At 70.2% G+C, this 25,870-nt stretch carries 23 protein-coding genes, 1 tRNA gene and 1 pseudogene; 12 read left to right on the top strand and 13 right to left on the bottom strand.

Annotated elements, in window-relative coordinates:
• Nucleotides 1–39 precede the first annotated feature (39 nt).
• Nucleotides 40–696: an ANTAR domain-containing response regulator gene (locus tag C4B68_RS30210; RefSeq protein ID WP_099506579.1), complete on the bottom strand. Its 657-nt coding sequence runs from the start codon at nucleotides 694–696 to the stop codon at nucleotides 40–42.
• A gap of 103 nt (nucleotides 697–799) precedes the next feature.
• On the opposite strand from C4B68_RS30210, the gene C4B68_RS30205 reads away from it, so the two are divergent.
• Nucleotides 800–885 (top strand) — tRNA-Leu (locus C4B68_RS30205).
• An 87-nt stretch (nucleotides 886–972) separates the two neighbouring features.
• A pseudogene (locus C4B68_RS30200) lies at nucleotides 973–1,353 on the top strand (helix-turn-helix domain-containing protein); the annotation flags it as partial.
• A 10-nt stretch (nucleotides 1,354–1,363) separates the two neighbouring features.
• Here C4B68_RS30200 and pyk read toward each other — a convergent pair.
• The 4 genes from pyk to C4B68_RS30180 form a co-directional block, all read right to left on the bottom strand.
• Entirely contained in the window at nucleotides 1,364–2,800 is a 1,437-nt protein-coding gene (pyk, locus tag C4B68_RS30195) for a pyruvate kinase (protein WP_099506578.1), read from the bottom strand.
• Nucleotides 2,801–2,928: 128 nt separating this feature from the next.
• On the bottom strand, nucleotides 2,929–3,678 hold the full coding sequence (locus C4B68_RS30190; protein ID WP_099506577.1) for an SIMPL domain-containing protein: 750 nt from the start codon (nucleotides 3,676–3,678) through the stop codon (nucleotides 2,929–2,931).
• A 75-nt stretch (nucleotides 3,679–3,753) separates the two neighbouring features.
• Nucleotides 3,754–5,184, bottom strand: coding sequence for a lysine N(6)-hydroxylase/L-ornithine N(5)-oxygenase family protein (locus C4B68_RS30185; RefSeq protein WP_099506576.1), 1,431 nt, complete (start codon nucleotides 5,182–5,184; stop codon nucleotides 3,754–3,756).
• A complete protein-coding gene (locus C4B68_RS30180; RefSeq protein WP_099506575.1) occupies nucleotides 5,181–6,581 on the bottom strand; it encodes a pyridoxal phosphate-dependent decarboxylase family protein in 1,401 nt (466 codons plus the stop codon). The genes C4B68_RS30185 and C4B68_RS30180 overlap by 4 nt, the downstream gene beginning before the upstream one ends.
• Nucleotides 6,582–6,820: 239 nt before the next feature.
• Between C4B68_RS30180 and C4B68_RS30175 the strand changes: the two genes are divergently transcribed.
• The gene (locus C4B68_RS30175; RefSeq protein WP_104880071.1) at nucleotides 6,821–8,041 is read left to right on the top strand and encodes an IS110 family RNA-guided transposase; all 1,221 of its coding nucleotides are present in this window, start codon (nucleotides 6,821–6,823) and stop codon (nucleotides 8,039–8,041) included.
• Between the two features lie 272 nt (nucleotides 8,042–8,313).
• Here the strand turns inward: C4B68_RS30175 and pepN are convergent, their stop codons facing one another.
• The 3 genes from pepN to C4B68_RS30160 all read right to left on the bottom strand — a co-directional run bounded on the left by pepN (nucleotide 8,314) and on the right by C4B68_RS30160 (nucleotide 12,245).
• A complete protein-coding gene (pepN, locus tag C4B68_RS30170) occupies nucleotides 8,314–10,806 on the bottom strand; it encodes an aminopeptidase N (RefSeq protein WP_099501126.1) in 2,493 nt (830 codons plus the stop codon).
• 149 nt (nucleotides 10,807–10,955) lie between these two features.
• Nucleotides 10,956–11,300, bottom strand: coding sequence for a chorismate mutase (locus C4B68_RS30165; protein ID WP_099501124.1), 345 nt, complete (start codon nucleotides 11,298–11,300; stop codon nucleotides 10,956–10,958).
• A gap of 192 nt (nucleotides 11,301–11,492) precedes the next feature.
• A complete protein-coding gene (locus C4B68_RS30160; protein ID WP_240634526.1) occupies nucleotides 11,493–12,245 on the bottom strand; it encodes a S1 family peptidase in 753 nt (250 codons plus the stop codon).
• 284 nt (nucleotides 12,246–12,529) lie between these two features.
• Between C4B68_RS30160 and C4B68_RS30155 the strand changes: the two genes are divergently transcribed.
• Nucleotides 12,530–13,426 (top strand): hypothetical protein, encoded by an 897-nt coding sequence (locus tag C4B68_RS30155; RefSeq protein ID WP_099501120.1) that lies wholly within the window; start codon nucleotides 12,530–12,532, stop codon nucleotides 13,424–13,426.
• A 134-nt stretch (nucleotides 13,427–13,560) separates the two neighbouring features.
• On the opposite strand, the gene C4B68_RS30150 is transcribed toward C4B68_RS30155, so the two are convergent.
• Both C4B68_RS30150 and C4B68_RS30145 read right to left on the bottom strand, forming a co-directional pair.
• Complete coding sequence (locus C4B68_RS30150) at nucleotides 13,561–14,478, bottom strand: SDR family oxidoreductase (protein WP_099501119.1); 918 nt, start codon at nucleotides 14,476–14,478, stop codon at nucleotides 13,561–13,563.
• A 19-nt stretch (nucleotides 14,479–14,497) separates the two neighbouring features.
• Complete coding sequence (locus C4B68_RS30145) at nucleotides 14,498–15,280, bottom strand: SDR family oxidoreductase (RefSeq protein WP_099501117.1); 783 nt, start codon at nucleotides 15,278–15,280, stop codon at nucleotides 14,498–14,500.
• Between the two features lie 83 nt (nucleotides 15,281–15,363).
• Here C4B68_RS30145 and C4B68_RS30140 point away from each other — a divergent pair, with 83 nt between their 5' ends.
• The 5 genes from C4B68_RS30140 (at nucleotide 15,364) to C4B68_RS30120 (ending at nucleotide 19,631) form a co-directional block, all read left to right on the top strand.
• Nucleotides 15,364–16,191: an enoyl-CoA hydratase family protein gene (locus C4B68_RS30140; protein WP_099501115.1), complete on the top strand. Its 828-nt coding sequence runs from the start codon at nucleotides 15,364–15,366 to the stop codon at nucleotides 16,189–16,191.
• Nucleotides 16,188–17,054 carry a CoA transferase subunit A gene (locus C4B68_RS30135; protein ID WP_099501114.1) on the top strand — a complete coding sequence of 289 codons (867 nt, stop codon included), beginning with the start codon at nucleotides 16,188–16,190 and terminating at the stop codon, nucleotides 17,052–17,054. The genes C4B68_RS30140 and C4B68_RS30135 overlap by 4 nt, the downstream gene beginning before the upstream one ends.
• 143 nt (nucleotides 17,055–17,197) lie before the next feature.
• Nucleotides 17,198–17,920 (top strand): CoA-transferase subunit beta, encoded by a 723-nt coding sequence (locus tag C4B68_RS30130; protein ID WP_240634757.1) that lies wholly within the window; start codon nucleotides 17,198–17,200, stop codon nucleotides 17,918–17,920.
• Entirely contained in the window at nucleotides 17,920–18,993 is a 1,074-nt protein-coding gene (locus C4B68_RS30125; RefSeq protein WP_099501111.1) for an NAD(P)H-dependent flavin oxidoreductase, read from the top strand. The genes C4B68_RS30130 and C4B68_RS30125 overlap by 1 nt, the downstream gene beginning before the upstream one ends.
• A complete protein-coding gene (locus tag C4B68_RS30120; protein ID WP_099501109.1) occupies nucleotides 18,990–19,631 on the top strand; it encodes an SIMPL domain-containing protein in 642 nt (213 codons plus the stop codon). Before C4B68_RS30125 ends, C4B68_RS30120 begins: the two co-directional genes overlap by 4 nt.
• Nucleotides 19,632–19,701: 70 nt before the next feature.
• On the opposite strand, the gene C4B68_RS30115 is transcribed toward C4B68_RS30120, so the two are convergent.
• From C4B68_RS30115 to C4B68_RS30105, 3 genes are all read right to left on the bottom strand, one after another.
• Nucleotides 19,702–20,859: an acetyl-CoA C-acetyltransferase gene (locus C4B68_RS30115; RefSeq protein ID WP_099501107.1), complete on the bottom strand. Its 1,158-nt coding sequence runs from the start codon at nucleotides 20,857–20,859 to the stop codon at nucleotides 19,702–19,704.
• A 35-nt stretch (nucleotides 20,860–20,894) separates the two neighbouring features.
• Complete coding sequence (locus tag C4B68_RS30110; RefSeq protein WP_099501106.1) at nucleotides 20,895–21,506, bottom strand: TetR/AcrR family transcriptional regulator; 612 nt, start codon at nucleotides 21,504–21,506, stop codon at nucleotides 20,895–20,897.
• Nucleotides 21,507–21,650: 144 nt separating this feature from the next.
• On the bottom strand, nucleotides 21,651–22,442 hold the full coding sequence (locus tag C4B68_RS30105; RefSeq protein ID WP_099501104.1) for an SDR family oxidoreductase: 792 nt from the start codon (nucleotides 22,440–22,442) through the stop codon (nucleotides 21,651–21,653).
• Nucleotides 22,443–22,514: 72 nt separating this feature from the next.
• On the opposite strand from C4B68_RS30105, the gene C4B68_RS30100 reads away from it, so the two are divergent.
• The 3 genes from C4B68_RS30100 to C4B68_RS30090 all read left to right on the top strand — a co-directional run bounded on the left by C4B68_RS30100 (nucleotide 22,515) and on the right by C4B68_RS30090 (nucleotide 25,856).
• Nucleotides 22,515–23,660 carry an acyl-CoA dehydrogenase family protein gene (locus C4B68_RS30100; protein WP_099501103.1) on the top strand — a complete coding sequence of 382 codons (1,146 nt, stop codon included), beginning with the start codon at nucleotides 22,515–22,517 and terminating at the stop codon, nucleotides 23,658–23,660.
• Nucleotides 23,660–24,658 carry an acyl-CoA dehydrogenase family protein gene (locus tag C4B68_RS30095; RefSeq protein ID WP_099501101.1) on the top strand — a complete coding sequence of 333 codons (999 nt, stop codon included), beginning with the start codon at nucleotides 23,660–23,662 and terminating at the stop codon, nucleotides 24,656–24,658. The genes C4B68_RS30100 and C4B68_RS30095 overlap by 1 nt, the downstream gene beginning before the upstream one ends.
• Nucleotides 24,659–24,935: 277 nt before the next feature.
• The gene (locus C4B68_RS30090; RefSeq protein ID WP_099501099.1) at nucleotides 24,936–25,856 is read left to right on the top strand and encodes a rhomboid family intramembrane serine protease; all 921 of its coding nucleotides are present in this window, start codon (nucleotides 24,936–24,938) and stop codon (nucleotides 25,854–25,856) included.
• Nucleotides 25,857–25,870: the final 14 nt, after the last annotated feature.

Here is a 25,870-nt window from a genome sequence, read left to right as displayed (position 1 = left end):
CGCCGGGGTGCGGGCCTCTCGCCGATCTTGGGGCCGGGACTAGCCCTTCGAGGACTTCTTCTCCTGAGCGTCCTGAATGACCGCCTCAGCAACCTGCTGCATCGACATACGACGGTCCATCGACGTCTTCTGAATCCACCGGAAGGCAGCCGGCTCAGTCAGCCCGTACTCCGTCTGAAGCACCGACTTCGCACGGTCCACCAGCTTCCGCGTCTCCAACCGCTGCGAGAGATCCGCGATCTCCTTCTCCAGCGCCTTCAGCTCCGTGAACCGCGACACCGCCATCTCGATCGCCGGTACGACGTCACTCTTGCTGAACGGCTTCACCAGGTACGCCATCGCACCCGCGTCACGCGCACGCTCCACCAGGTCGCGCTGCGAGAACGCGGTCAGCATGAGCACCGGAGCGATGGACTCCTCGGCGATCTTCTCCGCCGCCGAGATCCCATCCAGCTTCGGCATCTTCACGTCAAGGATCACGAGGTCCGGCTTGTGCTCCCGGGCCAGCTCGACGGCCTCCTCACCGTCACCCGCCTCACCGACGACGGAGTAGCCCTCCTCCTCCAGCATCTCTTTGAGGTCGAGACGAATCAGCGCCTCGTCCTCAGCGATGACAACACGGGTCGTCAGCGGAGGCACGTGCGCCTTGTCGTCGTCGGGCGCGTCTACGGGCTGGGGCGACTCGGGGGCGGTCACGGGGGCTCCTCATTACGGGCCGGGCATGTACTGCTGCTCCAGAGCCTACCTAGCTGCAGCGAGCTGCGGTGACCCGGTATGCTTCCGAGCAGCTACACGACCAGCCCGGTTGGTGGAACAGGCGAGACACGCGGCGCTCAAACCGCCGTGCCCTTTTTGGGCGTGTGGGTTCGAATCCCACACCGGGCACCTTTGAACCAGAAGCGGATGTCCACGTTCTCGTGAACATCCGCTTTTTGCTGCACACGGTCACGATCAGTGACACAGAGTGGCCGCATGATCTTTCACGGAACTGAGGTTCGACAGCAGGCGCTCACGCTGCTGCGCGGCGGCGCGAGGAACGCGGATATGGCGCGGACGTTCAACGTCCCGCTCGGCACGGTCGGCTACTGGAAGCACATGGACCGAGCGAAACGTGGCGAGTGCCCAGGAAAGCACGACCCGAAGTGTCCCCAGTGTGACGGACGAGAGCTGGACGAGCCCGCATACAGCTACCTGCTCGGCCTGTATTTAGGGGATGGCCACATCAGCCGCTACTCCGAGCACCGCGTGCCCAACCTCATGATCACCTGCGCCGAATCGTGGCCTGGCCTCATGGACGACTGTGAGCAAGCGATGCGCGCGGTCTTCCCCGACAACTCCGTCTGCCGCGTCCGCTGGCCCCGGCCTACATAGGGCTGTCGTCCTCCCCGATGTGGTGCACGCGTACGAGGTTCGTCGAGCCGGAGACTCCGGGCGGTGAGCCCGCCGTGATCACCACGATGTCGCCCTTCTGGCAGCGGCCGTACTTGAGGAGGAGTTCGTCGACCTGCTGGACCATGGCGTCGGTGGAGTCGACGTGGGGGCCGAGGAAGGTTTCGACGCCCCAGGTCAGGTTCAGCTGGGAGCGGGTTTCCGGGGTCGGGGTGAAGGCCAGGAGCGGGATCGGGGAGCGGTAGCGGGACAGGCGGCGGACGGTGTCGCCCGACTGGGTGAAGGCGACGAGGAATTTGGCGCCCAGGAAGTCGCCCATCTCGGCCGCTGCGCGGGCTACGGCGCCGCCCTGGGTGCGGGGCTTGTTGCGTTCGGTCAGGGGCGGGAGGCCGTTGGTGAGGATGTCTTCCTCGGCCGCTTCGACGATGCGGGCCATGGTCTTGACCGTCTCGACGGGGTACTTGCCTACGCTGGTCTCGCCCGACAGCATCACGGCGTCCGTGCCGTCGATCACCGCGTTCGCGACGTCCGATGCCTCCGCGCGGGTGGGGCGGGAGTTGTCGATCATCGAGTCGAGCATTTGGGTGGCGACGATGACGGGCTTGGCGTTGCGTTTGGCGAGTTTGATGGCGCGCTTTTGGACGATGGGGACTTGTTCCAGTGGCATTTCTACGCCGAGGTCGCCGCGGGCGACCATGATGCCGTCGAAGGCGGCGACGATGTCGTCGATGTTGTCGACGGCTTGGGGTTTTTCGACTTTGGCGATGACGGGGAGGCGGCGGCCTTCTTCGTCCATGATGCGGTGGACGTCGGCGATGTCGCGTCCGTTTCGGACGAAGGAGAGTGCGATGACGTCGAAGCCCATGCGCAGGGCCCAGCGGAGGTCTGCTTCGTCTTTGTCGGAGAGTGCGGGGACGGAGACGGCGACTCCGGGGAGGTTGAGTCCTTTGTGGTCGGAGACCATGCCGCCTTCGATGACGACGGTGTGGACGCGGGGGCCGTCGACGTCGGTGACTTCGAGGCAGACTTTGCCGTCGTCGACGAGGATGCGTTCGCCTTTGGTGACGTCGGCTGCGAGGCCTGCGTGGGTGGTTCCGCAGGTGTGGCGGTCGCCTTCGGCGCCTTCTTCGACGGTGATGGTGAAGGTGTCTCCGCGTTCAAGGAGTACGGGGCCTTCGGTGAAGCGGCCGAGTCGGATCTTCGGGCCTTGAAGGTCGGCGAGGATGCCGACGCTGTGGCCGGTCTCGTCGGAGGCCTTGCGTACGCGCTGGTAGCGCTCCTCGTGTTCGGCGTAGGTGCCGTGGCTGAGGTTGAAGCGGGCTACGTCCATTCCGGCTTCGACCAGGGCGTTGATCTGGTCGTACGAGTCGGTGGCGGGGCCCAGTGTGCAGACGATCTTTGCTCGGCGCATGGTTTGAGCCTAGGCCTTACCGGCGGGTAGAGAATTGGTCGTGCATGTCTACTCAACAACCTTTGCGTGAAGGGTTATTGACAAGTGTTGAATTGTGCGTATGGCTGCTCTGATGAGCGTGGAATTATCTACAGCCGGGGTGGTGCCATGGTGAATCGGGCGTTGACTTGGGCGTAGACGTGTTGGCGTTGGGGTTCGAGGTCGAGGGGTGCGGCTTCGTCGGGGGCGGCTTCGGCGTAGGCCATGGAGCGCATGGCGCGGCCGGTGGCGGCGGGGTAGGGCTGGGGGTTTTCGGCGCCGATGTCGGCGAGTTCGACGAGGGCTGTGAGGGTGGTGCCGAGGGCTTCGGCGTATTCGCGGGCGCGTTGGACGGCTTCGTGGACGGCTTGTTGGCGGGCTTGGCGGTGGGAGGGTGAGTCGGGGCGGAGTGCCCACCAGGGGCCGTCGACTCGGGTGAGTTCCATGTCGGCGAGTCGTGTGGTGAGTTCGCCGAGTGCGGTGAAGTCGGTGAGTTCGGCGGTGATGTGGACGCGGCCGTGGTAGGCGCGGATGCGTTCGCCGTGGCCGTGTTTGGTGAGTTCGGGGCTGATGGAGAAGGCGCCGGTTTCGACGTGTTCGACGGCGTCGCCGTAGGTTTTCACCAGGTCCAGGGCGGCTGCGTTGCGGCGGGTGAGGTCGGTGAGGGCGTCTCGTCTGTTGGTTCCGCGGGCGGTGACGGTGATGCCGATGCGGGCGATTTCGGGGTCGACTTCGAGGTGGGCTTCGCCGCAGACGGCGATGCGGGGTGCTTCAGGGGTGCCGTACGGGACGGCGGGGTGGGGTCCCTCGGCGCTTGAGTGGGCGCTCGTACCGGCGGTGGTATCTGAGGTGGAGGCCATACGTTCCACTCTGTCACCGGGAGCGCCGGTTGGGGTGCCCGCGGGGCAGCCGTCGGCGGGGTTCGGAGGGGTTCTTTACCGTTCCTCGATGAGGGGTGTGAGGGTGTGGGCGGTGTGGCGTGCGGGTGGGATGGGTGGGTGGGGTTCGAGTCCGAAGGTGGTGAAGGCGGTTCGGTGTGGGAGGGGGTAGGGGTCTTTGCCGGTGAGGGCGTTGAGGATGGTGGCGCTGCGCCAGGCGGCGAGGCCGAGGTCGGGGGCGCCGACGCCGTGGGTGTGGAGTTCGGCGTTCTGTACGTAGACGTTGCAGCCGGTGCCGGTGACGGTGGGGTCGAGGATCATGCGGAACTGGTCGTCGATGCGTGGGCGGTCGCTGCTGTCGCGGCGTAGGTGGGGGTCGAGTCCGGCGAGGATGCGGTCGAGGGGGCGTTCGCGGTAGCCGGTGGCGAGGATGACGGCGTCGGTGGTGAGGCGGGTGCGGGCGCCTTGTTGGGTGTGTTCGAGGTGGAGTTCGACTTTGGTGGTGGCGACGCGTCCGGCGGTGCGGACGGTGACGGCGGGGGTGAGGACGGCGTCGGGCCAGCCGCCGTGGAGGGTGCGGCGGTAGAGCTCGTCGTGGATGGCGGCGATGGTGTCGGCGTCGATGCCTTTGTGGAGTTGCCATTGGGCGGCGACGAGGCGGTCGCGGACGGGTTCGGTGAGGGCGTGGAAGTAGTGGGTGTAGTCGGGGGTGAAGTGTTCGAGGCCGAGTTTGGAGTACTCCATGGGGGCGAACGCTTCGGTGCGGGCGAGCCAGTGGATTTTTTCGTGTCCGGTGGGGCGGTTGCGCAGGAGGTCGAGGAAGACTTCGGCGCCTGATTGTCCGGCGCCGATGACGGTGATGTGGTCGGCGGTGAGGAGTTGTTCGCGGTGCTGGAGGTAGTCGGCGGCGTGGATGACGGGCACGCCGGGGGCTTCGACGAGGGGTTTGAGGGGTTCGGGGATGTTGGGTTCGGTGCCGACGCCGAGGACGATGTTGCGGGTGTAGGTGCGGCTGAGGGCTTCGGCTTGGCCTTCGGTGTCGAGTTGGGTGAAGTCGACTTCGAACAGGGTGCGTTCGGGGTTCCAGCGGGCGGCGTCGACTTGGTGGGCGAAGTGGAGTCCGGGGAGGTTGTCGGCGACCCAGCGGCAGTAGGCGTCGTATTCGGCGCGTTGGATGTGGAAGCGCTCGGCGAAGTAGAAGGGGAAGAGGCGTTCGCGGGCTTTGAGGTAGTTGAGGAAGGACCAGGGGTTGGCGGGGTCGGCGAGGGTGACCAGGTCGGCGAGGAAGGGGACTTGGAGGGTGGCGCCGTCGATGAGGAGGCCGGGGTGCCAGTCGAAGCCGGGGCGTTGTTCGTAGAAGACGGTGTCGAGTTCGGTGAGGGGGTGGGCGAGGGCGGCGAGGGAGAGGTTGAAGGGGCCGATGCCGATGCCCACCAGGTCGCGGGGTGCTTCGGCGGCGGGGCGTGGGGGGTGGGGCGTCGGGATCATGCGGGTGTGTGTCCTTCCACCAGTTTCAGGAGGGTGGCGAGGTCGCCGGGGCGGGTGTGGGGGTTGAGGAGGGTGGCTTTGAGCCAGAGGCGGCCGTCGAGTGTGGCGCGGCCGAGGACGGCGCGGCCTTGGTTGAGGAGGGTGCGGCGTACGGCGGCGACGGTGTCGTCGGTGGCCCCGGCGGGCCGGAAGAGGACGGTGCTGATGGCGGGCCGGTCGTAGAGCTCGAAGCGGGGGTGGCCGGCTATGAGGTCGGCCAGTTCCTGGGCGTGGTCGCAGACTTGGTCGACGAGTGCGCCGATGCCTTGTCTGCCGAGGGTTTTGAGGGTGGCGGCGATTTTGAGGATGTCGGGGCGCCGGGTGGTGCGCAGGGAGCGGCCGAGGAGGTCGGGGAGGCCTGCTTCGGTGTCGTCGTCGGCGTTGAGGTAGTCGGCGTGGTGGTGGATTACGGCGAGGTTGTTTGTGTCGCGTACGGCGAGGAGTCCGGCGGCGATGGGCTGCCAGCCGAGTTTGTGCAGGTCGAGGGTGACGGTGTGGGCGCGGTCGAGTCCGTGGAGTCGGTCGCGGTGGCGGTCGCTGAAGAGGAGGCCTCCGCCGTAGGCGGCGTCGATGTGGAGGCGGGCGCCGTGGGCTTCGCAGAGGTCGGCGATGTCGGGGAGTGGGTCGATGAGTCCGGCGTCGGTGGTGCCTGCGGTGGCGGCTACGAGGAGGGATCCGCGCGGGCCGTGCCCGCGGCGGAGCCGCTGGTCGGCACAGCGGGTGAGGGCTTCGTCGAGGGCGGCGGGGTCCAGGGTGCCGGCGGGGGCGGGGACGACGACGGGGTCGGGGAGGCCGAGCAGCCAGGTGGCGCGGTGCAGGGAGTGGTGGGCGCTCGCGCCGCAGACGAGTTGTGGGCTGCTGTGGGCTTCTCGGGCGAGGAGGAGGGCGAGGAGGTTGGATTCGGTGCCGCCGGTGGTGATCAGGGCGTCGCCTTGGTCACCATCGGCGTATACCTCGCGGGCGAGGGCGCGGGTGACGAGTGTTTCCAGTTCGGAGGCGGCGGGGGCTTGGTCCCAGGAGTCGAGGGAGGGGTTGAGGGCGGAGGCGGCGAGGTCGGCGGCGGTGGCGACGGCGAGGGGTGGGCAGTGCAAGTGGGCGGCGCACAGGGGGTCGGCTGGGTCGGCGGAGCCTTCGGCGAGGGTGCGTACGACGAGTCGTAGGGCGTTCTCGTCTCCGTGCGGGGGCAGTACGTCGCCGATGGCGTCCTGTACCTGCCGGGCCACGGTTTCGGGTCCGCCGGCGGGGAGGGGTCCGTGGCGTGCCGCGGTGCCTTCGCGGAGGGCGTCGAGGACGGTGTCGAGCAGGGGCCGCAGTGCGTCGGGGCCTTCGGGGCCTGAGGCGAGGGGCGGCGTGCTCATTAGAGGACCATCCCTTCTGCAGCCCTCACGAGTAGGGTTGTGACCTCTCGGTCCCGGTGGGTGCATGGCCAAGTGTGCGAGCCGTTCGACGCCCAGCATGAGTTCCGCCAGCCCTGCCGGGCCGAGGCCGTCTGATCGGCTTCAGGGACACGCCCCGCTGAGGGCCGATTAATGAGCTCCCGGCAGACGACCTCACCACCGGGCAGGTGCTCCTCGAACCGCCTTGGAGTACGACGCACGTGTTCATCGGATGGGACTGGGCGACTGAGACCCATGACGTGACGGTCATGGACGCCACCGGCAAGCGCATCGATCGGTGGGAACTCGCCCATACCGAAGAAGGGTTCACCAAGACCCTGGCCCGGCTGCGCAAGCACGGAGCCCCGGCGGATCTGCCCGTGGCCATCAAGACCAGCCGCGGCCTGGCCGTCGACAGACTGCTCGCCGCCGGCCACCCCGTCGTGCCGGTCCACCCCAACGCCTTCAACGCGATGCGGGCACGCTGGGGTGCCTCCAAGGCCAAGACGGACGCCGGCGACAGCATGAAACTCGCCGACTACCTGCGCACCGACGGGCATCTCCTGCCCCGGCTGGAGCCCACTGAGCAGGCTACCTTGGACCTGCAGGCACTCACCCGGCAGCGGGCCGACCACATCGAAGCCAAGGTCGCCGCTGTCAACCAGCTCGCCTCGCTGCTGGACGAGCACTGGCCCGGCGGCAAGGCCGTCTTCGCCGACCTCGACAGCGACATCGCCATGGCTTTCCTGGAGCGTTACCCCACCCCCACCAAAGCGGCCAAGCTCACCGCTGGACGCCTCGAAGCGTGGTGCAAACGCCGCGGCTACTCCGGCAAGAAGCCCGGCAGTGTCCTCATCGAACGCCTGCGCTCGGCCCCGAAGGCCGCGTCCCGCCTGAGCGATGCCGTCGCCGAACAACTCGTCCGCGTCCAAATCCAGCTCGTGCAGGGCATACGCGCGACCATCCGCACGCTGGACAAGGCCATCACCGAGGCCACCGGGACGCATCCCTACGCGCCATTGTTCGCCACCATGCCGCGCATCGGCAAGGTCAGCCTCGGCCAGGTCATCGGGGAGATCGGCCCGATCCTGGAACGCGCCCAGAGCTGCGAACAGCTCATCGCCGAGGCCGGCGTCGTCCCCGTCACCCGCGCCTCGGGCAAGTCCCGCACGGTCGCCTTCCGCTTCGCGACCAACCGCAGGGCCCGCGTCGCGCTGACCACCTTCGTCGACAACAGCCGCCACGGCAGCGCTTGGGCCGCCAAGATCTACAACGACGCCAGAGCCCGCAAGAAGCGACACCCCCACGCCATCCGCATCCTGGCCCGTGCCTGGCTGCGCGTGATGTGGGCCTGCTGGCGCGACGGAACCTGCTACGACCCCGCCATCCACCAAGCCAACGACAAGATCAACGCACCCGCCGACGAGCCTCTGGCGGCATAGAGGTTGACTCAGGAAACTCATGAGTGGTCCTCCGGTGGGCGCGCGGCAGGTGGTTCAAGCCTGTACGCGTTTCGGGTCGGCGCACCCGTGGGGGACAACGATCCGACCCGAAAGGGGTACTGCTGTACGGAGGGAATGTGGGTTTTTCGCCCTCTCCGCCCCGTCCGCCCCGTCCGCCCCCAAGGAAAATCAGCCCCTCCGGCGTTTGAGGAGCGGGGTCTGGGGCGGAGCCCCAGGTACGGGACGGGTAGGGGCGGAGGGGGCGAAAAAACCTAGGCCTCCCGGACCCGCAGGGCGCGGCCCAGGTCGTCGAGCTGGTCGGCGAGTTTGCGGCGGAGGGCGGGGATGGGCTCGGCGTCGCGGAGGCAGGTCTCGCCGAGGTCGAGGGTTGAGGGGGCGACGGCGTACGCGGGGAAGGCCCAGCGTCCGGCGGCTTCGGCGATGGCGGGCCCGCGCCGGGCGGCGACGGCCACGGCGTCTGCCCAGTAGCGCTCGACGTACTCCCGTACGAGGTCGGCCTGTTCGGGCTGCCAGAAGCCTTGGGCGGTGGCGGTGAAGAGGTAGTTGGAGAGGTCGTCGCTCTCGAACATGTCGTGCCAGGCGCGGCGCTTGGCGTCCGGGTCGGGCAGGGCGGCGCGGCAGCGGGCGGCGCCTTCCTGGCCGGTGGCGCTGGGGTCCTGGACGAGTTCGGCGTCGATGACGGCGTCGTCGACGGCGCCGAGGACGGCGAGGCGGCCGAGGATGCGCCAGCGCAGTTCGGGGTCGAGTTCGGGGCCGCCGGGGACGGTGCCTTCGGAGAACCAGGCGCTGATGGTGTCGGGGTGGGCGGCGACGTCGATGTAGTGGCGTACGGCGGTGAGGCGCAGGCCGGGGTGGGAGCCGTCCTCGGTGCGGCGGATGAGGTCGCGGCACAGGTCGGTGAGGGTGGCGAGGGCGGTGGGCCGGTCTTCGGGGGCGAGGTAGCGGTCGGCGATGTGGGCGGTGGCGAAGGACAGGACGCCTTGGACGAGGGCGAGGTCGGTTTCGCGTGGGAGGTGGGTGCGGGCGGCGTGGATGTAGGTCATGGCGGGGAGTTCGCCGTCGCGTACGGCGTCGCGCAGGGCGTTCCAGATGACGGCGCGGGTGAGCGGGTCGGGCAGGCCGGAGAGTGCCGCGCGGACGGTTTCGAAGGATGCGGGGTCGAAGCGGACCTTGGCGTAGGTGAGGTCGCCGTCGTTGAGGAGGAGCAGGGCGGGGCGGCGGCCGGGGCCGAGGTCGATGGGGTCGGCGTGCGGTACGTCGAGTTCGAGGCGGTCGCGCAGGACGAGGTGGCCGTCGTCGCCGGGGACGGTGTCGTAGGTGCCGACGGCGATGCGGTGCGGGCGGCTGCCGTCGCGTTCGACGGTGAGGTGCCCGTGGCCGTCGGTCTCGGCGATGGTGGGCTTGAGGGTGTCGACGCCGGTGGTGCGCAGCCAGGCGTCGGCCCAGGCGTGGACGTCGCGTTCGGTGGCTGCGGCGAGGGAGTCGATGAAGTCGGCGAGGGTGGCGTTGGCGAACTTGTGGCGGGCGAAGTGGGTGTTGATGCCGGTGAGGAAGTCTTTTTCGCCGAGCCAGGTGACGAGTTGGCGCAGGGCGGAGGCGCCCTTGGCGTAGGAGATGCCGTCGAAGTTGAGCATGGCGGACGCGGTGTCGGGGACGGCGTCCGGGTCGGGGGCGACGGGGTGGGTGGAGGGGCGCTGGTCGGCGTCGTAGCCCCAGGATTTGCGGGCGACGCCGAAGTCGGTCCAGGTGTCGGTGAAGCGGGTGGCTTCGGTGAGGGTCTGGTAGCCCATGTATTCGGCGAAGGACTCGTTGAGCCAGATGTCGTCCCACCAGCGCAGGGTGACGAGGTCGCCGAACCACATGTGGGCCATTTCGTGGGCGATGACCATGGCGCGGGTCTGCCGCTCGGTGTCGGTGACGGCGGAGCGGTAGATGAATTCGTCGCGGAAGGTGACGAGTCCGGGGTTTTCCATGGCGCCGGCGTTGAATTCGGGGACGAACGCCTGGTCGTAGGAGTCGAAGGGGTAGGGCTCGTCGAACTTCTCGTGGTAGCGGTCGAAGCAGGCGCGGGTGACGTCGAGGATTTCGTCGGCGTCGGCTTCCATGTGGGGGGCCAGGGAGCGGCGGCAGTGGATGCCGAAGGGCAGGCCGCGGTGTTCGGTGCGTACGGAGTGCCAGGGGCCGGCGGCGATGGCGACGAGGTAGGTCGAGATCAGCGGGGTGGGGGCGGCCTTCCAGCGGCCTTCGCCGAGGTGTTCGGTGATGCCGTTGGCGAGGACGGTCCAGCCGTCGGGGGCGGTGACGGTCAGGTCGAAGACGGCCTTCAGGTCGGGCTGGTCGAAGGCGGTGAAGACGCGCTGGACGTCTTCCATGAAGAGCTGGGTGTAGAGGTAGGTCTCGCCGTCGGTGGGGTCGGTGAAGCGGTGCATGCCCTCGCCGGTGCGGGAGTAGCGCATGGCGGCGTCGACGCGCAGTTCGTGTTCGCCCGCGGTCAGGTCGCGCAGGGGCAGGCGGTTCTCGGTGAGGGTTGCGGGGTCGAGGGGTTGTCCGTCGAGGGTGACGGAGCGCAGGTCGGCGGGCTTCAGCTCGACGAAGGTGTCCGCGTCGGTGCGGGCGGTGAACCGGATGACGGTGCGGGAGTCGAAGGTCTCGTCCCCGCGGGTCAGGTCGAGTTCGATCCCGTAGTGGTGGACGTCGAGGAGCTTGGCACGGGTCTGCGCTTCGTCGCGCGTCAGTACGGACATGGGGACATGCTGCCTGATGCCGCTGACAGGGCACAGGGGTGGTCCCCTGTGCGGCCTTTGTCCTGACGGGGTCCTGTCGTGATGCCCTCGGGGAGTTCGTTCCTGCGCGGGGCGTGGGCGCGTGGGCGCGTGGGCGCGTGGGCGCGGTGTCACTCCCCCGGGTCGGCCGTGCCGCTGCCCGCGTCGTCGGCGATGCGCTCGTGGTGGCGGATGACCTCGGCGATGATGAAATTGAGGAGTTTTTCCGCGAAGGCCGGGTCCAGTTTGGCGTTCTCGGCGAGGCAGCGCAGCCGGGCGATCTGGTGGGCCTCGCGGGACGGGTCGGCGGGCGGGAGCTGGTGGGCGGCCTTGAGGTGGCCGACCTGCTGGGTGCATTTGAAGCGCTCGGCGAGCATGTGGACGACGGCGGCGTCGATGTTGTCGATGCTGTCGCGCAGCCGGGCGAGTTCGGCGCTGACGGCGGGGTCGACTTCCTGGGGCTTGCTGGTGGTCATGACATCCAACCCTACGTGGCGTGCGGGGGCTTCTACGGGGCGTGCGGGGGCTTCTACGGGGCGTGCCGGTGCGCGATTTCGGGCGGATTGTCAGTGGCCGACGCGGCGGGCGGGGGCGGGTGGGGTGCCCGCGACCGTGGTCACGGGCACCCGCTCCGTTGTCGTCCTGCGTGTCGTGCGGTGATGGTGGCGCTACAGGCCGGACGCCGCCTGGGCTATGTCGGCCGCGAAGGTCGAGACCTCGGTGTACACGCCGGGGTATCCGGGCCGGGCGCAGCCCTCGCCCCAGCTGACGATCCCGACCTGGATGTAGGCGCCGGTGTCGTCCTTGCGGAACATGGGGCCGCCGGAGTCGCCCTGGCAGGTGTCGACGCCGCCCTGCGGGAATCCGGCGCAGATCTCCTCGCCGGGGACGAGGTCGCCGCCGTAGGACTGCTGGCAGCCGGCGTCGCTGACGAAGGGCACGGTGGCCTTGAGGAGGTAGCGCTGCTGGGGGCCGCCCTCACGTGCGGCTCCCCAGCCGGCGACGGTGAAGTTTCCGTTGTTGTACGCGGTGGTGGTGGCGATCTTCAGGGTGGGCTGGTTGACCGGGGCGGCGAGCTTGATCAGTGCCCAGTCCTTGCCCGTGCCGTTGTAGCCGGGTGCTTGGAGGACCTTCGTCGACCTGACCTTGATCGCGCTGCTGCTCTGCAGGTCGACGACGCCGGCGGTGGCGGTGATGGAGGTGTTGTTGCCGGAGCCGTTCACGCAGTGGGCGGCGGTCAGGACGATGTCCGGGGCGTACAGGGCGCCGCCGCAGCCCATGGACAGCCGCACCATGAACGGGAACTCGCCCTGTGCGGCCCGGGTCCCGCCGACGACGGGCGCGGGCGCGGCCTGCGCGGACAGCGGCTGGAGAGATACCGCGGCGAGTGCGACCGCGCCGACGGCGAGCGCCCTCCTCACGGCTCGCGTGATCCTGGCGGTTCGTGTGCCTCTTCTGCCGCTGAGCTTTTTGGGAGACTTCAACGCGCTTCCTTTCGTGGGGGGTTGAACGCGAGGCGAAGGGCGCGAAGACATGGTCTGGCATGCCCCTGCCAAGCTGGAGCGGATTATGGGGAGTGCCGCACACCCGGGGCAAGGGCCGCATTCCGGCCAGACGCGGCTCCGCGTGCCCGCGCACCCCCCGCCGCCGGGCGGAACCCCGCTTAGAGTGGAAAACAGTTCTGGCGTCTTCAGGGGGTACGGACGTGGCGAACGGCGGACCCGTCGAGCACGGCTACCCGCATCTGGACACGGTGCGGGCGTCGATCACCGCGCTCTACAAGCGGCTCTCGTACGACACCATCCACACCTTCGCGACCAGCGTGATGCCCGCCGATGTGGCCTTCGCCGACGCCGACGACCTGTACCTGGGCTCGCAGCGCGTGGCCCGCGAGATGGTGCGGCACTACCGGCTGCCGGACGCCCGGTTGATCGTCAGTTTCCGCGAGATGACGCACGCGGCGAACGTCGAACTCGCCGCGGGCCCCGAGTACTTCATCGAACTCAACGACCGCTTCCGCACCCATCGCAGGGACATCGGCGCCGCCCTGGCCCACGAGGTGATGCACGTGTATCTGCACCGCCTCGACCTCTCCTTCCCGGGCACCCGCGACAACGAGATCCTCACCGACACCGCGGCGGCCTACCTCGGCGCGGGCTGGCTGCTCCTGGACGCCTACCGCGAGGACGGGGCCTCCTCGCAGAAGCTGGGCTATCTGACCCCCGAGGAGTTCGGCTACGTCCTCGCCAAGCGGGCGCTCGTCTTCGGTGAGGACCCCTCGGTCTGGTTCACCAGCCCGCAGGCGTACACCGCGTACACCAAGGGCATGGCGCAGGCGCGCCGCGACGAGCAGCAGCCTCCGCTGACCGCGGCGGGCTGGGCGGGGCGCCGCCGCTACGCGAAGGACCGCCGCTATGCCCAGGACCATCACGGTCCCGGCCAGCACCCCGGTGTCCCGTACACCTTCACCCCGGACGGCCGGGGGCCTCTGCGCGTGTCCTTTCCCTGCCCGACCTGTCACCAGCGGATCAGGGTGCCGGTACGGGGCCGGGTACGGGCACGCTGCACGCTGTGCCGGACGGTGCTGGAGTGCGACACGTGAGAGCTGTTTTCGCCCCCTCCGCCCCTACCCGTCCCGTACCTGGGGGCTCCGCCCCCAGACCCCCCGTATCGCGCTTCGCGCTCGTCCTCAAGCGCCGGACGGGCTGAAAAGCTCAAGCGCCGGACGGGCTGAAACTACTCCCCCGCCCCATACACCGGCCCCGGATCCTCCGCGTCCGCCAGCAGCTTCAATGTCGTCTCGCCCGCCTCCGACGGCGTCCACCGGGCGCCCTTGTCCGCGCTCGGGCCCGGTCGCCAGCCCTCCATGACGGTGATCCGGCCGCCCTCGGTGGCGAAGACGCGCCCGGTGACGCCCGTGCTCGCGGGCGAGCCGAGCCAGACCACCAGGGGAGAGACGTTCTCGGGTGCCATGGTGTCGAAGCCGGTGCCGGGTGCCGCCATGGTGTCGGCGAAGATGCGCTCGGTCATCCGGGTACGGGCCGCGGGAGCGACCGCGTTGACCTGGACGCCGTACCGGCCCAGCTCGGCCGCCGCGACCAGGGTCAGAGCGATGATCCCGGCCTTCGCGGCGCTGTAGTTGCCCTGCCCGACCGAGCCCAACAGGCCCGCTCCGCTGCTGGTGTTGACGACCCGGGCCGAGGGTGTGCGGCCTGCCTTCGCCTCCGCGCGCCAGTGTGCCGCCGCGTGCTTGAGCGGCAAGAAGTGACCCTTCAGATGGACGCGCGTCACCGCGTCCCAGTCGTCCTCGTCGAGGCTGACCAGCATCCGGTCGCGCAGGAACCCGGCGTTGTTGACGAGGGTGTCGAGGCGGCCGTACGTCTCCAGGGCGGCGCGTATGAGCGACGCGGCGCCCTCGGCCGTCGCGATGTCCCCGCCGTGGGCCACGGCTTCGCCGCCCGCCGCGCGGATCTCGTCGACGACCTGCCGGGCGGGGCTGTCCGGTCCCGGCGTGCCGTCGAGGCCGACGCCGAGGTCGTTGACGACGACGCTCGCGCCCTCGACGGCGTACGCGAGCGCGTGCGCCCTGCCGAGTCCGCGGCCCGCGCCCGTGACGATCACGACACGCCCCTGGCACAGCAACGGTGCGCTCATCTCACCTCTCTCCTTGTTGTCACTTCTGCTTGTTGGCGGTTGCGGCGTCGAGGAAGGCGGGCCGCTCCCCGCCCCCGTGGACGAGCAGCGAGGCCCCGCTGATGTACGCGGCGGCATCCGAGGCGAGGAAGACGGCGGCCTCGCCGATGTCGGACGGCTGGGCGAGGCGGCCCAGCGGGACGGTGCGCGCGACGGCGGCGATGCCGTCCTCGTCGCCGTAGTGGAGGTGCGCCAGTTCGGTGCGGACCATGCCGACGACGAGGGTGTTGACCCGGATGTCGGGGGCCCATTCGACGGCCATCGAACGGGCCAGGTTCTCCAGGCCCGCCTTGGCCGCCCCGTAGGCCGCCGAGCCGGGCGACGGCCGCGTCCCGCTGACACTGCCGATCATCACGATCGAGCCCTGGGCCCGCTTGAGGTGCTCGTACGCGGCGATCGACGCGGTGAGCGGCGCGGTGAGGTTGAGTTCGATCACGCGCGCGTGGCGTACGGCGTCCGCCTGTGCCAGCGAGCGGTAGGGCGTGCCGCCGGCGTTGTTGACCAGGACGTCGACGCGGGCCAGCCCGTCGAAGAACGAGCCGACGGCCGTCGGGTCCCGCAGGTCGAGCGCCGCGAACCCGATGCCGGCCTGCGGCTTCTCGGGAGGCCTGCGCGCGCAGACCACGACCTGGGCGCCCGCCCGCGCGAATGCCCACGCGATCCCGGCGCCGACCCCTCGGGTGCCGCCTGTGACGACGACGGTCCTTCCTCCGAGATCCGCGTTCCTGCTGCCTCCGAAATCCGTGGTGTCCGCGTTGTCCACAGGGCCTCCCGCGCGGATGCGTTCGCTGCTAGCTTCGAGACATCGCCTAACAAACGTTTGGTGGAAAGGTAGCTGATGCGCCCATGGGTGTCTCCACCTCGTCCCCGGAAAAGGGGATTTCGGTCGTCACAGTCGACTTCCCGCCGGTGAACGCGCTGCCGGTGCGGGGCTGGTTCGACCTCGCCGACGCCGTCCGCGCGGCGGGCCGCGACCCGGAGATCCGCTGCGTCGTGCTGAGGGCCGAGGGGCGCGGTTTCAACGCGGGCGTCGACATCAAGGAGATGCGGCGCGATACGGAGATGGGGCGCGACGCGGAGGGTCATCGCGCCCTCATAGGCGCAAACCGCGGCTGCTTCGAGGCCTTCGCCGCGGTGTACGAGTGCGAGGTGCCCGTCGTCGCGGCGGTGCAGGGCTTCTGCCTGGGCGGCGGGATCGGGCTCGTGGGGAACGCGGACGCGATCGTGGCGAGCGAGGACGCGGCCTTCGGGCTGCCCGAACTGGACCGCGGCGCGCTCGGCGCGGCCACGCATCTGGCCCGGCTGGTCCCTCAGCACCTGATGCGCGCCCTGTACTACACCTCGCGCACCGCCACGGCCGCCGAGCTGCACGCGCACGGCTCGGTGTGGAAGGTCGTACCCCGAGAGCAACTTCTCGTCGAGGCCCTCGGGTTGGCGCACGAGATAGCCGCCAAGGACGGCGTCCTGATCCGGCTGGCCAAGGCCGCGATCAACGGCATCGACCCCGTCGACGTGCGCCGCAGCTACCGCTTCGAGCAGGGCTTCACCTTCGAGGCGAACCTGAGCGGCGTCGCCGGCCGCGTACGCGACACCTTCGGGGCACCCGGACGCGCCGCCTCCGGCGCACCCGGAAACGACACGTCCGGCACCCCCGGAAAGGAGCAGCGCCCGTGACCGACAAGACCATGACCGCCGAGGACGTCGTCGCGCGCCTGCGCAGCGGCATGACGATCGGTATCGGCGGGTGGGGCTCGCGCCGCAAGCCGATGGCGCTGGTGAGAGCACTGCTCCGCACCGGGATCACCGATCTCACGGTGGTCTCGTACGGCGGCCCGGACGTGGGTCTGCTCGCCGCCGCCGGACGGATACGGAAGCTCGTCACCGCCTTCGTCACGCTGGATTCCATCCCGCTCGAACCGCACTACCGCGCGGCGCGCGAGAGCGGCGCCTTCGAGCTGATGGAGGTCGACGAGGCGATGTTCATGTGGGGGTTGCACGCCGCCGCGAACCGGCTGCCCTTCCTGCCGGTGCGGGCGGGCATCGGCTCGGACGTGATGCGGGTCAATCCGGCCCTGCGGACGGTCACTTCGCCGTACGCCGACGAGGCCTCGGGGATACGGGAAGAGTTCGTCGCCATGCCCGCTCTGCGTCTGGACGCGGCCCTGGTGCACATGAACCGCGCGGACCGTGCCGGCAACGGCCAGTATCTGGGCCCGGACCCGTACTTCGACGACCTGTTCTGCGAGGCGGCCGACGCGGCGTATGTCTCCTGCGAGCGCGTCGTCGACACGGCGGAGCTGACCAAGGAGGCCGCGCCGCAGACGCTGCTGCTCAAGCGGTCGAGCGTGACGGCCGTCGTCGAGGCACCGAACGGCGCGCACTTCACCTCGTGCGTCCCCGACCACGGGCGCGACGAGGCCTTCCAGAAGCTGTACGCCACCACGCCGTACGCCGAGTTCGCCGACCGCTTCCTCGACGGCGGCGAACACGCCTACCAGAGCGCCGTCCAGGCCTGGCGGAAGGAGCAGCGCCAGTGAGTGTCCGCCGTACGTCGTCTCCCGCCCCCACCCACCCGTCGTCTCCCGCCCCCACCCACCCGTCGTCTCCCGCCCCCACCCACCCGTCGTCTCCCGCGCCCACCCGCGCGCCTTCTTCCCCGCCCACCCGGCCTGAGTACTGCGTGATCGCCTGCGCCGAGGCCTGGCGGGACAACGGCGAGGTGCTCGCCAGCCCCATGGGCCCGATCCCGTCCATCGGCGCGCGCCTCGCCAAGCGCACCTTCTCGCCCGACCTGCTGTTGACGGACGGCGAGGCGATGCTCGTCGGCCTCGACGGCACACCGGAGGGCTGGCTGCCGTACCGGCAGCATCTGACGATGGTCACCGGCGGGCGTCGGCACGTGATGATGGGCGCGAGCCAGCTCGACCGCTTCGGCAACCAGAACATCTCCTGCATAGGCGACTGGGCCAGGCCCGACCGCCAGCTCCTGGGCGTGCGCGGCGCTCCGGTCAACACCCTGAACAACCAGACCAGTTACTGGGTCCCGAGGCATTCGCCGCGCGTGTTCGTCGAGCGGGTCGACATGGTGTGCGGGGTGGGGTACGACCGTGCCGCCGCCGCGGGGCCGAGCGCCACGCGCTTCCACCGCATCCCGCGCGTGGTGACCGACCTCGCAGTCCTCGACTTCGCCACGCCCGACCACTCGATGCGCCTCGCCTCGCTGCACCCGGGCGTCACGGTCGATCAGGTGCGACAGGCCACGGGCTTCGAACTGACCGTCCCCGACGAGGTGCCGTACACACGTGAACCAACGGATGAGGAGCTGAAGTTGATCCGTGAGGTCATCGACCCGAAGGGCACGCGGGATCGCGAGGTCCCCGCGGCAGACGCGGCCCGGCGCTGATGGAGACCGCGCTGACCAGGCTCGTCGGTGTCCGCCATCCCATCGTGCAGACCGGCATGGGCTGGGTGGCGGGCCCGCGCCTGGTCTCCGCCACGGCGAACGCGGGCGCGCTGGGCATCCTGGCCTCCGCGACGATGACGCTCGACCGGCTGCGGGACGCCGTACGGGAGGTCAAGTCCCGTACGGACGAGCCGTTCGGCGTGAATCTGCGCGCGGATGCCGGGGACGCGGGCGACCGGGTGCGGATCATCATCGACGAGGGCGTGCGCGTCGCGTCGTTCGCCCTCGCCCCCTCGCGCGAGCTGATCGCCGAGTTGAAGGAGGCGGGCGTGGTCGTCGTCCCGTCCGTCGGGGCGCGCCGGCACGCGGAGAAGGTGGCAGCCTGGGGGGCCGACGCGGTGATCGTGCAGGGCGGCGAGGGCGGCGGGCACACCGGCGAGGTGGCGACTACCGTGCTGTTGCCGCAGGTGGTGGACGCGGTGGACATTCCGGTGGTGGCGGCGGGCGGTTTCTGCGACGGGCGGGGGCTGGTGGCGGCGCTGGCGTACGGGGCGGCGGGCATCGCCATGGGCACACGCTTCCTGCTCACCTCCGACTCCACCGTCCCCGACGCGGTGAAGGCGAGGTACCTGGCGGCGACGGTCAGGGACGTCACGGTCACGACGGCCGTCGACGGACTTCCGCACCGCATGCTCCGTACGGAGCTGGTCGGTTCCCTCGAGAAGTCCGGCCGTACGAGGGCCCTTGTCCAGGCCGTGCGCCGGGCCGCCGGTTTCAGGAAGATATCCGGCCTCTCCTGGCCGCAGATGGTTCGGGAGGGGCTCGCCATGAAGCGTGGGAGGCATGGCAGGCACCTTTCCTGGAGCCAGGTGCTGCTCGCGGCCAATACGCCGATGCTTCTCAAGTCCTCGATGGTGGACGGGCGGACGGATGTGGGGGTGATGGCGTCGGGGCAGGTCGTTGGGGTGATCGGGGATCTGCCGTCATGCCAGGAGCTGATCGACCGCGTGATGGCCGAGGCCGGGGAAACCCTCAAGTCCCTTGCCGTCCCGGATGATTCAATGCCCGGATGAGTCAATCCATCAGAGAGCCGTGGGGCCTCAGCGTGTTCGGTGCGGGAAGCGTGCGGGCGGAACCCCAGCTGGTGCGTGTGAAGCTGGCGGTGGACGTGCTGCAACCGTCGCCCGACAAGGCGTTCCAGGAGGCGGGCACGGCGGTGTCCCGACTGCGCGAGACACTGCGCCGGCACGGGATACCGGACGCGTCGGTCTCCGGATCCAAGCTCTCGCTCAACTCCGAGTACGACGGCTACGGAACGGGCCGGAAGTTCCTCGGCTACCGCTGTCAGGCGTCGTACGTCATCGAGACCGGGACGATCGATGACCTGCAGCAGCTCATCGTCGACGCGGTCGACGCGGGCGCCAACCGTGTCGACGACGTCGTCTTCGACGTGCGCGACAAGCCCGCGATGCGCGACGAGGCCCGGCGCAAGGCGGTGGCCGCGGCCCGCCGCAAGGCGGAGGTCTACGCGGAGGCGGCGGGCGTCTCGCTGGGCACGGTGCTCCATGTGCAGGACGTGGACGCCGAGTCGTGGGAGTTCCGCGGTCACCGGGGGCACGGCGGCGGTGGCGGCAGCTCCGAGGGTGATCTGGCACCAGGCATGGTGGAGGTCCACGCCGGCGTGATGCTGGGCTTCTCGCTCAGCCGCTGACCCGCACATCGTCAGGGGCGAACGCCCGCGACACCCTCGGGTAACGCGGGCGTTCGCCCCTGACGGCTCCTCAGAGCCTCTCGATGATCGTCACGTTCGCCTGGCCGCCGCCCTCGCACATGGTCTGGAGGCCGAACCGGCCGCCCGTGCGCTCCAGTTCGTGGAGGAGGGTGGTCATGAGCTTCACGCCGGTGGCGCCGAGCGGATGGCCCAGCGCGATGGCGCCGCCGTTGACGTTGACCTTCGAGGGATCGGCGCCGGTTTCCTTGAGCCAGGCGAGGACGACCGGGGCGAAGGCCTCGTTGATCTCGACGAGGTCGATGTCGTCGAGGGACATGCCGGTCTTCTTCAGGGCGTACGCGGTGGCCGGAATGGGCGCGGACAGCATGCGGATGGGGTCCTCGCCGCGCACGGAGAGGTGGTGGACGCGGGCGCGCGGGGTCAGCCCGTGCTCCCGTACCGCCCGCTCGGAGGCGAGCAGCATCGCGGCGGCGCCGTCGGAGACCTGGGAGGAGCAGGCGGCGGTGATGGTGCCGCCCTCGACGACCGGTTTCAGGCCCGCCATTTTCTCCAGCGAGGTGTCGCGGCGCGGACCCTCGTCGACCGTGACCTCCCCGTACGCGACCGTCTCGCGCATGAAGCGGCCCTCGTTGATGGCGCGGATCGCCCGCTGGTGGGAGCGGAGCGCGAACTCCTCCTGGTCGCGGCGGCTGATGCCCCACTTGGCGGCGATCAGCTCGGCGCCGTGGAACTGGCTGACGGGCCGGTCGCCGTAGCGCGCCCGCCAGCCCTCGCTGCCCGCGAAGGGGCCGACCGTCAGCCCCAGCGGCTCCGTCGCCCGGCGGGAGGCGAAGGCGATGGGTATCTGGGACATGTTCTGGACGCCGCCGGCGACCACCAGGTCCTGTGTGCCGGACAGGACGCCCTGGGCGGCGAAGTGCACGGCCTGCTGGGAGGACCCGCACTGCCGGTCGATGGTGACGCCCGGCACCTCCTCGGGCATCCCGGCCGCCAGCCAGCTGGTGCGGGCGATGTCCCCGGCCTGCGGTCCCACCGTGTCCAGGCAGCCGAAGACCACGTCCTCGACGGCGGCCGGGTCCACACCGGACCGCTCGACCAGGGCCTTCAGGACATGCGCTCCCAGGTCGGCCGGGTGGACACCGCTCAGGCCTCCCCCGCGCCGTCCGACGGGTGTGCGGACCGCTTCGATGATGTAGGCCTCGGCCATGTCAACTCCCCAGTGCATCCCGTGAGTTACGTGGGTTACGTACGTACGGCGATCCCGTCGAGCACCATCGTCAGGTACTGGCGGGCGATCTCCTCCGGGCTGTGCTGCCCGCCCGGGCGGTACCAGGACGCGGCGACCCACACGGTGTCGCGCACGAACCGGTAGGTGAGCCGGATGTCGAGGTCGGGCCGGAAGACCTCGGCGCCGACACCGCGCTCCAGCGTGCTCAGCCACGCCTTCTCGAAGTTGCGCTGCGACTCGGCGAGGAACGCGAAGCGCTGCTGGGCCGCGAGGTGTCTGGACTCCTTCTGGTAGATGGCGACGGCGGCACGGTGCCGGTCGATCTCCCGGAAGGACTCGGTGACCAGGGCCTCCAGGGTCTCCCGGGGCCCGAGTTCGGCGTCCAGGACAGCGTCGTATCCATTCCACAGCTCGTCGAGGAAGGTCCGCAGGATCTCCTCCAGCATCGATTCCTTGGAGTCGAAGTGGTAGTAGAGACTGCCCGCGAGCATCCCGGCCTCGTCCGCGATCTTGCGTACGGTGGTGGCGTTGTAGCCCTGCTCGGCGAAGACCTCGGCGGCGGTGTCGAGCAGTTCACGGCGCCGCTCCGGCGAGGCGGTCACCTGGGGCTTCTTCTTGGTAGGCACGGGTCCATTGTGGTCCTCCCGCCCTCAGGGCCAGGCATGGCGGCGACCACTGTCTCGCGCCTGCGCATGCCGGCTGCCCGCCTGCGCATGCCGGCTGCCCGCCTGCACATGCCAGCTGCTCGCCTGCACCTGTCGGCTGCTCCCCTACGCACGCTGGCTGCTGACGGAGACGACTTCTCCGGTCATGTACGAGGAGTAGCCGGAGGCCAGGAACACGATCACGTTGGCCACCTCCCAGGGCTCGGCGTACCGCCCGAAGGCCTCACGCGCGGTCAGCTCCTCGAGGAGCTCGGGCGTGGTCACCTTCACGAGGTGCGGGTGCATGGCGAGGCTCGGCGACACGGCGTTGACGCGCACCCCGTACGCGGCGGCCTCGACGGCCGCGCACCGGGTGAGCGCCATGACCCCGGCCTTGGCCGCGGCGTAGTGCGCCTGCCCGGTCTGAGCGCGCCAGCCGACGACGGAGGCGTTGTTGACGAGGACGCCTCCGCCGCCCTTGTCCTTCAGGAGCCGCAGGGCCGCCCGCGTACACCGGAAGGTGCCGTTCAGCGTGACGTCGATGACCTTCGTCCACTGCTCGTCGGTCATGTCGACGAGCGGTGAAGTGCCGCCCAGGCCCGCGTTGTTGACGACTATGTCCAGGCCGCCGTGCAGCTGGGCCGCTGTGTCGAAGAGGGCCTGGACCTGGTCCTCGTCCGTGACCTCGCAGGGGAGTGAGGTGACGCGGCTGGTGCCGAACTCCTCGGCGAGTGCCCGCTCGGTCTCCTTGAGTCTGCGCGCGTGGGCGTCGCTGATCAGCACGCGCGCGCCCTCTTCCAGGAACCTGCGTGCCGTGGCGCCGCCGATGCCCGCGCCCGCCGCCGCGGTGATCACGGCGGTGCGGTCCTTCAGCAGCCCGTGCCCGGGTACGTACGCCGGGCTCTCGACGTCGCTCATGACCTGACGCTAACCTACCAAACACTTGTTAGGGAAGGTTGTCGCCGCAGGTCGCCCCGGAAGGTGCCGCCGATGGATCTCGCCCACTCCCCCGCCGACGAGGCGTTCCGTGCCGAGGCGCGGGCCTGGCTCGACGCCCATGTCCCGCGCGTTGCCCTCCCCTCGCTGGAGACCGAGGAGGGCTTCGCCGCCCACCGCGCGTGGGAGGCCGAACTGGCCGCGGACCGCTGGTCGGTGGTGTCCTGGCCGGCGGCGTACGGCGGGCGGGACGCGGACATCGTCCGGTGGCTGGTCTTCGAGGAGGAGTACTACGCGGCGGGCGCGCCCGGACGGGTCAGCCAGAACGGCATCAGCCTGCTCGCGCCGACGCTCTTCGAGCACGGGACGCTGGAGCAACGCGCGCGCGTGCTGCCGTCGATGGCCTCGGGCGAGGTCATCTGGGCGCAGGCGTGGTCCGAGCCGGAGGCGGGTTCCGACCTGGCCTCGCTGACGTCCCGCGCGGTGCGTACGGACGGCGGCTGGCTGCTCAGCGGGCAGAAGACCTGGTCGTCGCGGGCCGCGTTCGCCGACCGCGCGTTCGGCCTGTTCCGCAGCGAGCCGGACACCCCGAAACCCCATCAGGGCCTGACCTACCTGATGTTCGACCTGCGCGCGCCGGGCGTGACGGTCCGCCCGATCGGGCGCCTGGACGGCAAACCGGCCTTCGCGGAGCTGTTCCTGGACGACGTGTTCGTCCAGGACGAGGATGTGATCGGCGAGCCGAGCCGGGGCTGGCGGGTCGCCATGTCGACGGCGGGCAACGAACGAGGGCTGACGCTGCGCTCACCGGGCCGGTTCCTGGCCTCTGCCGACCGGCTGGTGGACCTGTGGCGCAGCCGCGCGGACCCTGCGGACACGGCCCTGCGCGACCGGGTCGCCGACGCGGTGATCGGCGCCCGCGCCTACCAGCTGTTCACCTACGCCAACGCCTCCCGCTTCCTCGACGGCGAGAGCATCGGCGCGGAGGCCAGCCTGAACAAGGTCTTCTGGTCCGAGTACGACATCGCGCTGCACGAGACGGCGCTCGACCTCCTCGGCCCGGAGGGCGAATTGGCGGACACCGACTGGTCCGAGGGGTACGTCTTCTCCCTCGCCGGTCCCCTCTACGCGGGCACCAACGAGATCCAGCGCGACATCATCGCCGAGCGCCTGCTCGGCCTCCCGAAGGGCCGCCGCTGATGCGCTTCCTCCTCGACACCGAGCAGCGCGCCTTCGCCGCCTCCCTGGACGCGATGCTGACCTCGGCGGACACCCCGTCCGTCGTACGGGCCTGGGCCACCGGCGATCACGCCCCCGGCCGCGCCCTGTGGTCCCGCCTCGCCGGCGCGGGCGTCTTCGCGCTGGCGGTGCCCGGGGCGTACGACGGGGTGGGCCCCCTGCCCGTCGAACTGGCCGTCGCCTTCGTGGAACTGGGCCGCCATGGCGTACCGGGCCCCCTGGTGGAGACGGTGGCGGCCGCCGCGCTGCTCTCCGGCCTCGACGAGTCGGGGCCGGCCAAGCGGCTCCTGCCTTCCCTCGCGTCCGGTGAGACGATGGCGACGGTGGCCCTGCCGGGCGGGGGGACGTACGTGCTGGACGGGGACGTGGCGGACGTCCATCTGACGGTGCGAGCCGCGACGTCCGCGACGGCCGGCCTGCACCTGACACCTACACCGGTCGGTGCCTCCTCCGCCCCGCGTGCCTCCCTCGACCCCGCGCGGCGGCTGGTTCTCCCCCATTCCGGCGGTGAACTCCTTGCCGCCGGCCCTCACGTGGCCCGTGCCGCCGCCCACGCGCTCATCTGGGCACGCCTCGCCACCGCCGCCCAAGCCCTCGGTGTCGGGCTCGCCCTTCTCGACCGGACCGTCGGCTACGTGAAGCAGCGCCGGCAGTTCGGGGTGCCCGTCGGCTCGTTCCAGGCCGTCAAGCATCGGCTCGCCGACGCGCTGATCGGCCTGGAGTTCGCTCGACCGCTGCTCTTCGGGGCCGCTCTGTCCATGGCCCCCGCCCATGTCGCCGCCGCCAAGGTCGCGGCCTGCGAGGCGGCGTACGTCGCCGCGCGTACCGCGCTCCAGTTGCACGGGGCGGTCGGCTACACCGACGAGTACGACCTGTCCCTGTGGCTGACCAAGGCGCGCGCCCTGCGGGCGGCGTGGGGGACCCCGGCCGCGTGCCGGGCGGAGGTCCTGTGCGGGTGAGGTTCTTTCGCCCCCTCCGCCCCTACCCGTCCCGTACTGGGGGCTGCCGCCCCCAGACCCCCGCTGTCGCGCTTCGCGCTCGTCCACAAGCGCCGGACGGGCTGGAAATCTGGGGCGGCGCCCCGCACACGCGAGGGTTGCGGGAACGCCGAGGTTACGTCACCACAGGCCCTGCCGTCCCACCCGTACACCCGCGTTCGCTATTTTGTTCGCCGCCGCCCCCCGGCAGTCATCGCACGTCAGTCACATCACTCACGTACCTCCCGAGGAGCCGGCCGTGGAGCCCGAGTCCGCCGTCACCACCTGCTATCGCCATCCCAAGGTGGAGTCCCATGTGCGCTGCACCCGGTGCGACCGCTACATCTGCCCGAACTGCATGCGCGAGGCGGCCGTCGGCCACCAGTGCCCGGACTGCGTGAAGGAGGGCGCCCGGTCGATACGCCAGGCGCGCACGGCCTTCGGCGGCAAGATCACGACGGCACCCGTGGTGACGTACGTCCTCATCGGTCTCAACGTCCTCGCCTACCTCGGCGAGTTGGTCCGCCCGGCGATCGTGGACCGGTTCGAGATGCTGGGCGCCGGCCTCGCGGGGCCGGACGGCGGGCACTATCTGTGGCAGGACGTCTACCCGTCCGGCTTCCACCCGGAGGGCGTCGTCGACGGCGAGTGGTACCGGATGCTGACCGGCGCCTTCCTCCATCTGCCGCCCACCGAGGGCACGTTCGGGATCCTGCACATCGTGATGAACATGGTGTCGCTGTGGAACATCGGCCGGGCCGTGGAGGCCCAGCTCGGCCGGGCCCGCTACCTCACCCTGTATCTCCTCTCGGCGCTCGGCGGCTCGGTCCTCGTCCTGCTGATCGCCCCGGACACCCCCACCGTCGGCGCGTCCGGCGCGATCTTCGGCCTCGGCGCCGCGTACTACGTGATGGCCCGCCGGCTGGGCGCGGACATGCGGAACGTCAACCGTTTCCTCGCGGGTCTGCTGCTGTGGCTGGTGATCTCGGCGGCGGTCACCTCATGGCAGGGCCACCTCGGCGGTCTGCTGGCCGGCGGTGTCGTGACGGTCGCGTACGCGTACGCACCCCGCGACCGCCGTCGCACGCTGGTCCAGGGGGCGGTATGCGCGGGCCTCTTCGTACTCCTCATGGTCCTCGCGGTGCTGAAGGTCGCGGCACTGAGGAACGGGGCGGCGTAGCCGGTCCCTACGCT

The organism is Streptomyces dengpaensis (genome assembly GCF_002946835.1).
Lineage (GTDB): Bacteria > Actinomycetota > Actinomycetes > Streptomycetales > Streptomycetaceae > Streptomyces > Streptomyces dengpaensis.
The sequence above is the reverse complement of the archived record's forward strand: the minus strand, read 5'-3'. Positions and strand labels throughout refer to the sequence as shown.

Bases quoted from the DNA above. Each gene is read 5' to 3' on its own strand.
- C4B68_RS30100 (WP_099501103.1), top strand. From the start codon at position 22,515: ATGGATCTCGCCCACTCCCCCGCCGACGAGGCGTTCCGTGCCGAGGCG.
- pepN (WP_099501126.1), bottom strand. From the start codon at position 10,806: ATGTCCGTACTGACGCGCGACGAAGCGCAGACCCGTGCCAAGCTCCTC.
- C4B68_RS30165 (WP_099501124.1), bottom strand. From the start codon at position 11,300: ATGACCACCAGCAAGCCCCAGGAAGTCGACCCCGCCGTCAGCGCCGAA.
- pyk (WP_099506578.1), bottom strand. From the start codon at position 2,800: ATGCGCCGAGCAAAGATCGTCTGCACACTGGGCCCCGCCACCGACTCG.
- C4B68_RS30185 (WP_099506576.1), bottom strand. From the start codon at position 5,184: ATGATCCCGACGCCCCACCCCCCACGCCCCGCCGCCGAAGCACCCCGC.
- C4B68_RS30120 (WP_099501109.1), top strand. From the start codon at position 18,990: ATGAGTCAATCCATCAGAGAGCCGTGGGGCCTCAGCGTGTTCGGTGCG.
- C4B68_RS30115 (WP_099501107.1), bottom strand. From the start codon at position 20,859: ATGGCCGAGGCCTACATCATCGAAGCGGTCCGCACACCCGTCGGACGG.
- C4B68_RS30125 (WP_099501111.1), top strand. From the start codon at position 17,920: ATGGAGACCGCGCTGACCAGGCTCGTCGGTGTCCGCCATCCCATCGTG.
- C4B68_RS30140 (WP_099501115.1), top strand. From the start codon at position 15,364: ATGGGTGTCTCCACCTCGTCCCCGGAAAAGGGGATTTCGGTCGTCACA.
- C4B68_RS30180 (WP_099506575.1), bottom strand. From the start codon at position 6,581: ATGAGCACGCCGCCCCTCGCCTCAGGCCCCGAAGGCCCCGACGCACTG.
- C4B68_RS30105 (WP_099501104.1), bottom strand. From the start codon at position 22,442: ATGAGCGACGTCGAGAGCCCGGCGTACGTACCCGGGCACGGGCTGCTG.
- C4B68_RS30095 (WP_099501101.1), top strand. From the start codon at position 23,660: ATGCGCTTCCTCCTCGACACCGAGCAGCGCGCCTTCGCCGCCTCCCTG.
- C4B68_RS30150 (WP_099501119.1), bottom strand. From the start codon at position 14,478: ATGAGCGCACCGTTGCTGTGCCAGGGGCGTGTCGTGATCGTCACGGGC.
- C4B68_RS30190 (WP_099506577.1), bottom strand. From the start codon at position 3,678: ATGGCCTCCACCTCAGATACCACCGCCGGTACGAGCGCCCACTCAAGC.